Below are 11,648 nucleotides of genomic sequence, written 5' to 3' on the forward strand. Positions count from 1 at the left end.
GCGACGGGATCTGCACGTCCAGCACCAGCCAGATCAGCAGATGCCCCAGTATATAGAAGAAAGCGAGAAGCCCGATCGCCCGGCGGTATTTCAGCAGCCGGATCCCGGCGAACCGCTGCAGCGGCGTGATGCAGAGACCCGCGATGATGAGCCAGAGCGACCACTCGCCCATCTGATGCTCCATCGCCTTGACCGGATCGACGCCCAACTGACCAGTCAGGCCGGCGACAAAGATCCAGACCGGGGGAACCGCTCCTATTATATAGAGAGGCCAGGCCGGGACCTTCCGGGTCGCGTCGTTTACAGTCCGGGTGACCCGGTCCCATGGGCCGGGGGATGTGGTGGTCGCCATGGCGCTGCCCTCCGGGTCAGTAGAACTTCTTCAGGTCCATGCCCGCGTAGAGCGACGCGACCTCATCGGCGTAACCGTTGAACATTTCCGTCTCGCGCCGCGATCCGAACAGCCCCGCGCCGATCACCCGCTCGGTGGCCTGGGACCAGCGGGGGTGATTCACCTCGGGGTTCACGTTCGAATAAAAGCCGTACTCCCGCCCGTTCGCATCGGACCAGGAGGTGAAGGGTTCCTCATCCTGCACGGTGATGCGCACGATCGACTTGATCCCCTTGAAGCCGTACTTCCACGGAACGACCAGCCGCAGCGGCGCGCCGTTCTGGTTCGGCAGGTCCTTCCCGTAGAGCCCGGTGGCGAGGATGGTGAGCGGATGCATCGCCTCGTCCATCCGCAGCCCCTCACGGTAGGGCCAGTTCAGGACCGGATAGCGCAGGCCCGGCATCTCCTCCGGACGGGCAACGGTTTCGAAGGCGACGTACTTCGCGCCGGACTGCACCCCGGCGCGCTCCAGCAGGCTGGCGAGGGTGAAACCGTTCCAGGGAATGACCATCGACCAGGCCTCGACACAGCGGAGGCGGTAGATCCGCTCCTCGATCTGCGCATTCGCGATGATGTCCTCAAGCTGATAGTCGCCCGGCTTGTCGACCTTGCCGTCGATCTTCACCGTCCAGGGCTGCGTGGTCAGCGCGCCGGCGTTTTCGGCCGGGTCGGTCTTGCCGGTACCGAACTCATAGTAGTTATTGTAGTTGGTGATGTCCTCGATCGGGTTCGGCTCAAGCCCCTCGGGCGCGGCGAAAGCGGGCCCGGCAATGGACCCCAGACCCAGCCCCGCGGCCCCCGCCATGATCTGCCGGCGCGAGAGATACAGCCCCTCGTCGGTCACGTCGTGGTCCTTGAACTTGCTCTTCCAGATGCGGCTCATATCGGGGCTCCGTTTGCTGCCTTCCCTATGCAGTACGAACGGGAAGGGCAAAAAGTTACACCTTGCAGTGTGACCTCACCCGATTGGCATTGCCTGTAACATTCCCGTCAGCGGCCTGCGGGCTCAGACATGGGCCTTGGTGACGTCGCCCGCATCTACGTTTGGACGCAGTTTCGACAGCAGGACGGAATCGCCGTTCGCCTGAACCACCCGGACATGGCTGCGGCGCATCCGGCGGGGTTCGTTGACGCCGACGGAATGGGCGATGGTCTCGACCTCGTGGATCACCTGCTTGGCGTAGTTCGCCACCTTCTCGTATTTCTGTTCGACGACGAGACCGCGCTGCAGGTGTTTCTGATGCGTGGTGATCCCGGTCGGGCAGGTGTTCTTGTTGCACTTCAGCGCCTGAATGCAGCCGAGCGAGAACATGAAGCCCCGCGCCGAGGTCACGAAATCCGCCCCGGCACAGAGGGCCCAGGCCACGTCGGACGGATTCACCAGCTTGCCCGAGGCGATGATGCGGATCCGGTCGTGCAGGCCGAAACGGTCGCGCATGTCGGTGATGCGCAGCAGGGCCTCGCGCAGGGGCATGCCGACCAGATCGATCAGCGGCATAGGCGCGGCGCCGGTCCCGCCTTCGCCGCCGTCGATGGTGATGAAGTCCGGCGCATGAATCGCCCCGCGTTCGAGGATCTGCTGGAACAGGCCTTCATAGCTATCCGAGGATCCGATGACCGTCTTGAACCCGACCGGCTTGCCGGTGACGCGGCGGATATGGGCCACCTGATCAAGGAGGTCACCGAATGACCGGATCTCGGGGTGGCGGTTCGGAGAGATCGAATCCATGCCGACCGGGATCCCGCGGATGGCGGAAACCTCCGCGTTCACCTTCTCACCGGGCAGGATGCCGCCCTTGCCGGGCTTGGCGCCCTGGGCGAGCTTCAGTTCGAACATCTTCACTTCGGGGCGCGCGGCCAGCTCTTGCAGCTTGGCATCGCTCAGGTTGCCGTTCTCGTCCCGGCAGCCGTATTTCGCGGTGCCGATCTGGAAGACAATGTCGCAGCCGCCGGTCAGGTGATAGGGCGACAGCCCCCCTTCCCCGGTGTTCATCCAGATGCCCGCCTTCTTCGCGCCCCGGCTCAGCGCCTCCACCGCGGGACGAGAGATCGCGCCGTAGGACATGCCCGAGATATTGAAGATCGACGGCGCGTTGTAGGGCGTCTTGCAATAGGGCCCGATGACCAGCGGCTTGGTCACGGCGAACTGGTCGTCCAGCGGCGGAAAGGCGGAGTTCACGAAGATCGAGGTGCCGGGGATCGACAGGTTGCGCGTCGACCCGAAGGCCACCGTGTTCCCCTTGCCGGTGGAAGAATGATAGACCCAGTCCCGCTGTGCGCGGTTGAACGGCATCTCCTCCCGGTCCATGGCGAAGAAGTACTGGCGGAAGAATTCCCCCAAGGTGGAGAAGAGATAGCGGAACCGCCCGATCACCGGGTAGTTGCGGCGGATGGCGTCATTGGTCTGAAACCGGTCAAGGAAAAAGAGGACGATGGCGACCAATGCGATGGTGCCGAGCACGACCAGAAAGACCAGCGCCAGATATTCGACTGCCGTACCGACAAAACCCATCTGCATACTCCCCTGCCGCCCTGCACCGGTTACGGCGCACAATCGCAATATAGTGTGTAAGCGGCAAGACAGACCTGCTTCGGCGCCCCAGACGCAGATTTCGCCTGCCGGCGAGAGTATTTCAAAGCAAGATGAAGACAGGCTCCTTCATCTTGCCGCAAGTACTCCGGGGGGAGGCGCGGAACGCGACGGGGGGCAGCGCCCCCCTGCCCCGGTCAGAGCCCCTTGGTGAGGTCGTCGATGGCCGCGAGGCCTTTCAGCAGCTTCGTCAGCCCGTCCACCTGAACCATGTTCGGCCCGTCGGAGGGCGCGTTGTCCGGGTCCTCGTGCGTCTCGATGAAGACCGCCGCGGTGCCGACGGCCATGGCGGCGCGGGCGAGCGGTTCGACGAATTCGCGTTGGCCACCCGAGGAACTGCCCTTGCCGCCGGGAAGCTGGACGGAATGGGTTGCGTCGAAAACCACCGGATAGCCGGTCTTGGCCATGATCGGCAGGGATCGCATGTCCGACACCAGCATATTGTAGCCGAAGGACGCGCCGCGTTCGCAGAGCAGGATGTCGTCGTTGCCGGTCGAGGCGACCTTGGCGGCGACATTCTCCATGTCCCACGGCGCGAGGAACTGGCCCTTCTTGATGTTGATGACGCGCCCGGTCTCTCCGGCAGCCAGCAGCAGGTCGGTCTGGCGGGACAGGAAGGCAGGGATCTGGAGGATGTCGCAGACCTCGGCCGCCGGAGCACAGTGAGAGATTTCGTGCACGTCGGTCAGGACGGGACAGCCGAATTCGCGCTTGATGTCGCCGAGGATCTGCAACCCCTTCTCCATCCCGAGACCCCGCTTGCCGGAGAGAGAGGAGCGGTTGGCCTTGTCGTAGCTCGCTTTGAACACGAAGGGGCGGTTGGCGGCCCCGGCGGCGGCGGCGATCTTTTCGGCCAGCATGCGGGCGTGATCGAGGCTCTCCATCTGGCAGGGGCCGGCGATCAGCATATAGGGGAGCGTGTTGGAGACCTCGAAGCCTCCGACTTTCACGGATTTCATGTGATGCCCTCCTTCTTGAGCACGGATTCGATGCGGGCGACGTCTACGGGATTGTTCAGTTCCCAGAACACGCGGCCCCGGCCTTCGACCGCCACGCAGTCCACCGGCCAGCCGTTTTCGAGGAAGCGCAGCTGTTCCAGCCCTTCCGCCTTTTCCAGCGGACCTTCGGACCAGCCGGCGTAGGCGGTCAGGGCCGAGGGGCGGTAGGCGTAACAGCCGACATGATGCCAGACCTGCGGCGGGGATTCGAGCGATCCGACATGGGGCAGCACTTCCTTGGAGAAGTAGATCGCCGTGCCGTCGCCGCGCATCACCGCCGTGGTGCCGCCGACCCGGCCTTCCTTCCGGTCGGTGACGAAATTGGCGAGGGTTTCCGCGTCGGTCAGCAGCACGGGGGTGGCCATCTGCGCCTCCGGCCGGGCCTTCATATGCGCGACGAGATCGGCGACGAACCAGGCGGGGGTCAGGGGCGCGTCGCCCTGCAGGTTCACCACGATGTCGGGCTGCTCGGCCAGTTTCGCCACGCCCTCGGCGCAGCGTTCCGTGCCGTTGCGCGCGGCCGTCGACGTCATGATGACCTCTGCGCCAAAGCGTTCGGCGGCGTCGCGGATCCGGTCATCGTCGGTCAGGACGTAGACGGCGTCGATACCCTCGACCGCCATGGCGGCGTCCCAGCTGCGGCGGATCAGGCTCTTCTTCTCTCCGGTCGCGCCGGTCAGTTCGACCAGCGGTTTGCCGGGATAGCGGGAGGAAGCGTAGCGGGCGGGGATGAAGACGACGGTTTTCATGCGGTTTCCTTGGCGGGGCTCACTTCACGCCGACGCGCAGGGCGTCGTGGATATGGACCAGACCCTCCAGACGTCCCTCCTCATCCACCGCGAAAAGCGCGGAGATCCGGTTGTCGTTCATGATGCCGAGTGCGTCGACCAGCAGGATGTCGGCAGAGATGGTGCGCGGCTTCGGGTTGGCGACGTCACCCGCCTGCCGGTCGAGCAGGCCCTTGAGGTTCCGGCGAAGGTCGCCGTCGGTGATGATGCCCGATAGGCTGTCGCCCTCGGTCACCGCCACCACGCCGAAGCCCTTGGCGGACATCTCGAGCAGGGTGTCGCCCATGCCGGTGGCGGGCGCGACGACCGGCAGCGCCGTACCCGTGTGCATCACCGCGCGCACTGTCAGCAGCTGTGCGCCAAGCGTGCCGCCGGGGTGGAAGGTGTGGAAATCGGTCTGGTCGAAGCCCCGCGATTCCATCAGCGCGACGGCCAATGCGTCGCCGAGCGCCATGGTCATGGTGGTGGAGGTCGTCGGCGCCATGCCGATCGAGCAGGCCTCCGGCGCGTCGGCCAGCAGGAGCAGGTGGTCGGACTGCTGCGCCAGAGTGCTGCCCGGTTTCTTGGTGATCGCCACCAGCGGTATGTCGAACCGGCGGGTGTGGGCGATGATGTCGGCCAGTTCCTTCGTCTCTCCGGAGTTGGAAATCAGGATGCAGGCGTCATTGCGGGTGATCATGCCGAGGTCACCGTGGCTCGCCTCGCCCGGATGCACAAACTGCGCCGGGGTACCGGTTGATGCGAAGGTGGCGGCGATCTTGGCCGCGACATGGCCCGACTTGCCCATGCCCGACACGATGACCCGGCCCGGCACCTGCAACAGGGCGGCGACCACCGCGTCGAATTCCTGCGTCAGCTCCTCGGCCAGCTGCGCCAGCGCGCGGCTTTCCGAGGTCAGCACCGCGCGGGCGGTGTCCAGGGCGGAAACGGGACCAGGTTTGGAGGCGGAGACGGGCATGACAGGGCTTTCGGTATCCGGCATGGGCTGCTGATAGCGCCCTTCGCCGTCCCTGTCCAATCTCCGCGTCAGACCGCGTCGCAGTTGATGTAGCGCAGCGGGCCGGGCGTGTCGGACCCCTCGTAGTCCCTGCGGATCAGCACCATGCCCGCGTCCTGCGCGTCCAGCGACATCTGCACCGTCCAGGTCTGGCCTTCGCCGGTGAAGTTGAAAGTCCCCTCGATCCGGCTCGGACCGACGGAACTGACCGGCCCGAGCGCGGCGCGGGATTCATAGAAGGTGAGTGTATCGGCGGTGACGACCATCAGCCCCTTGCGCGGGTCGAAGTCCGGATTGCAGTCGTTTTCGGTCAGGCCCCAGTTGCCCTGCACGGCTTCGGGGATCGCATTGGCGGGCGTTTCGCCTCCGGTCAGCGGCTGGCAGGCGGCGAGCGCGAGGGCGGTCGCGGCGAGGACGGCAGGTCTGGTGGCGTGTGTCATGGGGCGGGCTCCCGTCTTCGTTCGCGATGCGGGTCAACGTTTGCATGGTAACATCGTTCCACGCCCGTATTCGCACCTTTTGGTCGCGCAGGGCTGGTCATGTGGACGTACTGGATTACCTCCTGCCCGATCGGCCCGTGAACGTCCTTTGCCGTGGCGCCGACAGATGCAAGAATGCCCGAGCCAACGCCCGTCAACCCGTTCCACACGCAGGTCCATTGTCCGTCGCCGCCCCACATCCCCGCCAGCAGGACCGCCTTCGGGCGCTGCACAGCTATGAAATCCTGGACAGCGACCGAGAGGTCGAATTCGACGAGATCGTGAAACTGGCCGCCGCCACCTGTGGCACCGCCATTTCCGTCGTCAACTTCATCGACGCCGAACGGCAGTGGTTCAAGGCCGAAACCGGCCTTGGCGTGCGTGAAACCCCGCTCGCGACCTCGATCTGTTCGCACGTCATCCTGGACTCGGATTTCGTCGAAATCCGGGACACGCTGACAGACCCGCGCATGGCCGACAACCCGCTGTGCTGCGGCGATCCCGGCCTGCGCTTCTACGCCGGGGCACTGCTGAAGACGGCCGAGGGATTGCCGCTCGGCACACTCTGTGTGCTCGACTACGAACCAAAGGTGCTGACGCCGTTGCAGCGCGACACCATCCGCGTTCTGGCCAGCCAGGTCATGGCACGGCTGGAGCTTCGGAAATCGCTGCGTCACGCCGCTGTTCTGCGTCAGGAAGTCGACCACCGGGTGAAGAATTCGCTGCAATCACTGGCCTCTCTGGTGCGCATCATGAGCCAGGCCTCGGACAACGCCGACTCGGCGCGCACGCTCACCACGGTGCAGTCACGAATCGAGGCCGTTTCCCGCATGCACGAGGTCCTGTACCGGACCGATGCCGGACCGGTGATCGATCTGGGGGACTATGCCCGCAACCTGGGGCACCAGTTCCACCTGCTCGCGCCCGAAAACGTCACGGTCAAGGTCGACTTCCCGGCCATCTCCGTCACCTCGGCCGAAGCGGTGGCGGTCGGAACGCTGATGAACGAATTCGTCGCCAACGCATTCAAGCACGCCTTTCCCGATGGCCGTGCGGGGCAGGTGCGTGTCATGGCCGACGCGCCTGCTGCCGACGGCAGCATCGTCGTGACCTGCGCGGACGACGGGGTCGGGGTCGTTTCCGATACCGCGATCGGTCAGCAGGGACTTGGGATGAAGATCGCGGAGATCCTGTCGGCGGAACTGCGCGGCACGCTCGAGACGGTGCCGGCGGAGGTCGGTCTGACCCTCCGCCTCACATTCCGCAGTGCGGTTGGACAAAGCCACCCCGCCTGATCGCGCAGGCGGCGCACCGGTTCGAATGCGCCGCCTGTGCGCAACATCAGTGCACCGTCGCCTCGTCCGGCTTGCCCCGGCCTGAGGAGCCGACTCGGTTGCCGATCAGCAGGCCGTCGCTTCCGGCGCTGACCGGGACCGTGTCGCCGTCCTTGACGTCTCCGGCCAGCAGCGCTTCGGCCAGCGGGTCCTGCAGCGCCTTCTGGATTACGCGCTTCAGCGGACGGGCGCCGAAGACCGGGTCATAGCCCTCGTCGGCCAGCCACTTCTTCGCCCCGCCGTCCAGTTCCAGCCGGATGTTGCGTCCGGCCAGCCGTTTCAGCAGCCGCGCCATCTGGATCTCCACGATGCCGCCCATGTCGGCGCGTCCCAGACGGTCGAAGACGATGATCTCGTCCAGACGGTTCAGGAATTCCGGCCGGAAATGGGCCTTCACCGCGTCCATCACGTCGCGCTTCGCGTCAGAGGCATCCGCGCCCTCGGGCAACTGGCTCAGCGCCTGCGCCCCGAGGTTGGAGGTCAGCACGATCAGCGTCTGCTTGAAGTCCACGGTGCGGCCCTGACCATCGGTCAGCACGCCGTCATCCAGCACCTGAAGCAGCACGTTGAACACATCCGGATGCGCCTTCTCGACCTCGTCGAACAGCACGACCTGGTAGGGCCGGCGCCGCACGGCTTCGGTCAGCACGCCGCCCTCGTCATAGCCGACATAGCCCGGAGGGGCGCCGATCAGACGGGCGACGGAGTGCTTCTCCATGAATTCCGACATGTCGATGCGGACCATGGCGCTGTCGTCGTCGAACAGGAACTCTGCCACGGCCTTGGTCAGTTCCGTCTTCCCGACGCCAGTGGGCCCGAGGAAGAGGAACGAGCCGAGCGGCCGGTTCTCGTCGTTCAGGCCGGCGCGGGCGCGGCGGACGGCGTTGGCCACGGCACGGACGGCCGCGTTCTGGCCGATGACGCGCTTGTGCAGCCCGTCCTCCATCGCCAGCAGCTTCTCCCGCTCGCCTTCCAGCATCTTGGTCGTCGGAATGCCGGTCCAGCGTTCTACCACCTGGGCGATCTGTTCGGGGCGCACGGCCTCCTCGACCATGACACCGTCGGCTTCCTGCTGCTCCGCTTCGCCAAGCTGCTTCTCCAGCGACGGGATGGTGGAATACTGGATCTCACCGGCGCGGGCGTAGTCGCCGTTCCGCTTGGCGATCTCCAGATCGGCACGGGCCTTGTCCAGCTGCTCCTTCACGTCGCGCGCGGTGGCCAGCTTGTCGCGTTCCGCCTGCCACTTCGCCGTCATCTCGGCAGAGCGTTCCTGCAGGTCGGCCAGCGCCTTCTCCTGCTTTTCCAGCCGCGCCTTGGAGGCATCGTCATCCTCGCGCTTCAGCGCCTCCACCTCGATCTGCATCTGCAGGATCTGCCGGTCGAGCGCATCCAGCTCCTCGGGCTTGGAATCCACCTCCATCCGCAGACGGCTGGCGGCCTCGTCCACGAGGTCGATCGCCTTGTCGGGCAGGAACCGGTCGGTGATGTAGCGGTTGGACAGCGTCGCCGCGGCCACCAGCGCGGAGTCGCTGATCCGCACCCCATGGTGCAGTTCGTACTTCTCCTTGATGCCCCGCAGAATGGAGATCGTGTCCTCCACCGTCGGTTCCTCCACCATCACGGGCTGGAAGCGGCGGGCCAGGGCGGCGTCCTTCTCGACATACTTGCGGTATTCGTCGAGCGTCGTCGCGCCGATACAGTGCAGCTCTCCGCGGGCGAGCGCCGGCTTGATCAGGTTCGCGGCATCCATCGCGCCGTCGGTCTTCCCGGCTCCGACAAGTGTGTGCATCTCGTCGATGAACAGGATGATCTCGCCGGCGGCGGTCTCGATCTCTTTCAGGATCACCTTCAGACGCTCTTCGAACTCACCACGGTACTTCGCGCCCGCGATCAGCGCGCCCATGTCGAGCGCGAGCAGCTTCTTGTTCTTAAGGCTCTCGGGCACGTCGCCGTTCACGATGCGCAGGGCCATGCCCTCTGCAATCGCGGTCTTCCCGACGCCCGGCTCCCCGATCAGAACCGGGTTGTTCTTGGTCCGGCGGGACAGCACCTGCATCGACCGGCGGATTTCGTCGTCGCGCCCGATGATCGGGTCGATCTTGCCTTCCTCGGCGGCCCTGGTCAGGTCGCGGGCGTATTTCTCAAGCGCCTCGAAGGTGTCTTCGGCATTGGCGCTATCTGCGGTCCGTCCCTTGCGCACGTCGTTGATCGCCTCGTTCAGCTTCTGCGCGGACACGCCGCCCGCCTCCAGCGCATCCTTGGCCGCCGACTTCACCAGCGCAAGCGCGGTGAGCAGCCGTTCGACCGGCACGAAGGCATCCTTAGCCTTCTCCGCCACCTTCTCGGCCTCGGAGATCACGCGCACCGTGGCATTGTCCATATAGACCTGCCCCGCGTCGCCGGTGACGGCGGGGATCTTGGCCAGCGCGGTGTCGACGGCCTCCTTCACGGCCTTCGGTTTCCCCCCCGCCTTGGCGATGAGGTTGCTGGCCAGTCCTTCGGGATCATCCAGCAGCGCCTTCAGGATGTGCTCGGGCACGAGACGCTGGTGATTTTCGCGGATCGCGATGGTCTGGGCGGCCTGGATGAAACCGCGCGACCGTTCCGTGAACTTGCTCAAGTCCATGGGTCATCTCCTTTTCATAAGCGTTCCTCTTGGCGGCACCCTCATAGGCATGCATCCGCGGAACCTTGCCCTCTATCTGGGAACCGCGCTCGGCAGGTTCAAGCCGATGTGAAGCGCCGTACCGGAACTTTTCGCCCAGATCAGGGGTTTTTCGCGCATGGCACCCCCATATGGGGGATATCGTAGCAGGAAGGAGGGTCCAATGACGACCACCCGCATCCAGAACATCACGTACAACCCCGCCACGCGGGCCTTCGAGGCGCGCGTCACCCTGCGGCACGCGGACGAGGATTACACCTATCCCTGTGCCCTGCGCGCCCCGATCGACACCGACAGCGGCATCGTCGCCCGCCGGCTGATCGAAATGGCCGAACGGCGCCACGCCCGCGACGCCTCCGAAATGCGCTCGCGCCGGCCCGCCAATCTTCTTTCGCACGTCCCGGCCGAAATCGCCTCCGCCACCGACATGCTATGGCAGCGGATGCTTGGCCACGCGGCCTGACCCGTTTCCGGTCGCCCCTGCCTGTCCCTGACGGGCGACCGGCGCCGCGCCCCTGTTCCTGGGCGTCGGCCACTGCCGGGAAGGGTCACAGCGGTCTGCCCGACGCGCTGACCCTTCCCGGCGCTCCACCTTTGTCTTGACCAACGGCCCTGCCGCGGTGACAAGGCGCGAACCCCTCGCATAACCGGGAGTCCGCCCATGACCGCCGATACAGACCGCCTGATCGTCGCGCTTGACGTGCCCGACGCCCTCTCCGGGTTGAAACTGGCTGAACAGATCGGCGACGCGGCCAGCTTCTACAAGATCGGCCTCGGCATGCTGACGGGCGGCGGTCTGGCCCTAGCGAACGAGCTCAAGCAGGAACATGGCAAACGCATCTTCCTCGACATGAAGCTGTTCGACATCGGCGCGACGGTCGAAGCGGCGGTACGCGGTATCGCGCAGTTCGACCTCGATTTCCTTACCGTGCACGGCGACCCCCATGTGGTGCGCGCCGCGAAAGAGGGCGCCGCGGGATCCGGCATGAAGATCCTCGCCGTGACGATCCTCACCTCCCTCGACCGCGGCGACCTGGACGAAAGCCTGATCCTGCCGGGAACTCCGCGCGACATCGTCATCGAACGCGCCGGCCGCGCTTTCGAGGCCGGGTCCGACGGCATCATCTGTTCCCCGCAGGAGGCCGCGGCCATACGCGACCTGCCCGAAGCCGACGGCCGCCTGATCGTGACGCCCGGCGTCCGCCCCTCCGGCGCCTCCCTCGGCGACCAGAAACGCGTGGCGACCCCGGCGGTGGCGATCAAGGACGGGGCCGATCATATTGTGGTCGGCCGTCCGGTTTGGCGGGCCGACGATCCCCGCGCGGCGGCCCTGGCAATCCAGCACGAGATCGCGAACGCCTGGCAGAGCAACGAAAGTTTCGGCTGAAGTGGCGCTGCCCCTCGGC

11 protein-coding genes (1 of these 11 running past the window's edge) are annotated in these 11,648 nt (G+C 65.7%); 3 read left to right on the forward strand and 8 right to left on the reverse strand.

Translation table 11 applies throughout. The features are described 5' to 3' along the window. From msrQ to IEV87_RS13715, 7 genes are all read right to left on the reverse strand, one after another. Positions 1-352 carry the 5' portion of a protein-methionine-sulfoxide reductase heme-binding subunit MsrQ gene (gene msrQ / locus IEV87_RS13685; protein ID WP_188478206.1) on the reverse strand. Its footprint begins 290 nt before the window's first position, so only the first 352 of its 642 coding nucleotides appear in the window; the start codon lies at positions 350-352; its stop codon lies beyond the left edge, outside the window. A 16-nt stretch (positions 353-368) separates the two neighbouring features. Next, positions 369-1,274, reverse strand: a complete 906-nt coding sequence (msrP, locus tag IEV87_RS13690) for a protein-methionine-sulfoxide reductase catalytic subunit MsrP (protein WP_188478207.1) — start codon at positions 1,272-1,274, stop codon at positions 369-371. A 123-nt stretch (positions 1,275-1,397) separates the two neighbouring features. After that, the gene (locus tag IEV87_RS13695) at positions 1,398-2,903 is read right to left on the reverse strand and encodes an FMN-binding glutamate synthase family protein (RefSeq protein ID WP_188478208.1); all 1,506 of its coding nucleotides are present in this window, start codon (positions 2,901-2,903) and stop codon (positions 1,398-1,400) included. Positions 2,904-3,118: 215 nt separating this feature from the next. Continuing rightward, the gene (gene kdsA, locus IEV87_RS13700; protein WP_188478209.1) at positions 3,119-3,940 is read right to left on the reverse strand and encodes a 3-deoxy-8-phosphooctulonate synthase; all 822 of its coding nucleotides are present in this window, start codon (positions 3,938-3,940) and stop codon (positions 3,119-3,121) included. After that, a complete protein-coding gene (locus IEV87_RS13705; protein ID WP_188478210.1) occupies positions 3,937-4,728 on the reverse strand; it encodes a 3-deoxy-manno-octulosonate cytidylyltransferase in 792 nt (263 codons plus the stop codon). Before IEV87_RS13705 ends, kdsA begins: the two co-directional genes overlap by 4 nt. A gap of 19 nt (positions 4,729-4,747) precedes the next feature. After that, a complete protein-coding gene (locus tag IEV87_RS13710) occupies positions 4,748-5,725 on the reverse strand; it encodes a KpsF/GutQ family sugar-phosphate isomerase (protein ID WP_229737639.1) in 978 nt (325 codons plus the stop codon). A 68-nt stretch (positions 5,726-5,793) separates the two neighbouring features. After that, positions 5,794-6,204 carry a hypothetical protein gene (locus IEV87_RS13715; protein WP_188478212.1) on the reverse strand — a complete coding sequence of 137 codons (411 nt, stop codon included), beginning with the start codon at positions 6,202-6,204 and terminating at the stop codon, positions 5,794-5,796. Between the two features lie 218 nt (positions 6,205-6,422). On the opposite strand from IEV87_RS13715, the gene IEV87_RS13720 reads away from it, so the two are divergent. After that, positions 6,423-7,538, forward strand: a complete 1,116-nt coding sequence (locus tag IEV87_RS13720; protein WP_229737574.1) for a histidine kinase dimerization/phosphoacceptor domain -containing protein — start codon at positions 6,423-6,425, stop codon at positions 7,536-7,538. Between the two features lie 46 nt (positions 7,539-7,584). Here the strand turns inward: IEV87_RS13720 and clpB are convergent, their stop codons facing one another. Next, on the reverse strand, positions 7,585-10,203 hold the full coding sequence (clpB, locus tag IEV87_RS13725) for an ATP-dependent chaperone ClpB (protein WP_188478214.1): 2,619 nt from the start codon (positions 10,201-10,203) through the stop codon (positions 7,585-7,587). 202 nt (positions 10,204-10,405) lie between these two features. Here clpB and IEV87_RS13730 point away from each other — a divergent pair, with 202 nt between their 5' ends. Both IEV87_RS13730 and pyrF read left to right on the forward strand, forming a co-directional pair. After that, positions 10,406-10,705: a hypothetical protein gene (locus IEV87_RS13730; protein ID WP_188478215.1), complete on the forward strand. Its 300-nt coding sequence runs from the start codon at positions 10,406-10,408 to the stop codon at positions 10,703-10,705. Positions 10,706-10,903: 198 nt separating this feature from the next. Further along, positions 10,904-11,629: an orotidine-5'-phosphate decarboxylase gene (gene pyrF, locus IEV87_RS13735; protein ID WP_188478216.1), complete on the forward strand. Its 726-nt coding sequence runs from the start codon at positions 10,904-10,906 to the stop codon at positions 11,627-11,629. Positions 11,630-11,648 lie beyond the last annotated feature (19 nt).

The organism is Primorskyibacter flagellatus, assembly GCF_014638275.1.
GTDB lineage: Bacteria > Pseudomonadota > Alphaproteobacteria > Rhodobacterales > Rhodobacteraceae > Pseudooceanicola > Pseudooceanicola flagellatus_A.

Coding starts and splice junctions, on each gene's coding strand:
- msrP (WP_188478207.1), bottom strand. CDS start 1,274: ATGAGCCGCATCTGGAAGAGCAAGTTCAAGGACCACGACGTGACCGAC.
- IEV87_RS13695 (WP_188478208.1), bottom strand. CDS start 2,903: ATGGGTTTTGTCGGTACGGCAGTCGAATATCTGGCGCTGGTCTTTCTG.
- kdsA (WP_188478209.1), bottom strand. CDS start 3,940: ATGAAATCCGTGAAAGTCGGAGGCTTCGAGGTCTCCAACACGCTCCCC.
- IEV87_RS13705 (WP_188478210.1), bottom strand. CDS start 4,728: ATGAAAACCGTCGTCTTCATCCCCGCCCGCTACGCTTCCTCCCGCTAT.
- IEV87_RS13710 (WP_229737639.1), bottom strand. CDS start 5,725: ATGCCCGTCTCCGCCTCCAAACCTGGTCCCGTTTCCGCCCTGGACACC.
- IEV87_RS13715 (WP_188478212.1), bottom strand. CDS start 6,204: ATGACACACGCCACCAGACCTGCCGTCCTCGCCGCGACCGCCCTCGCG.
- clpB (WP_188478214.1), bottom strand. CDS start 10,203: ATGGACTTGAGCAAGTTCACGGAACGGTCGCGCGGTTTCATCCAGGCC.
- IEV87_RS13730 (WP_188478215.1), top strand. CDS start 10,406: ATGACGACCACCCGCATCCAGAACATCACGTACAACCCCGCCACGCGG.
- pyrF (WP_188478216.1), top strand. CDS start 10,904: ATGACCGCCGATACAGACCGCCTGATCGTCGCGCTTGACGTGCCCGAC.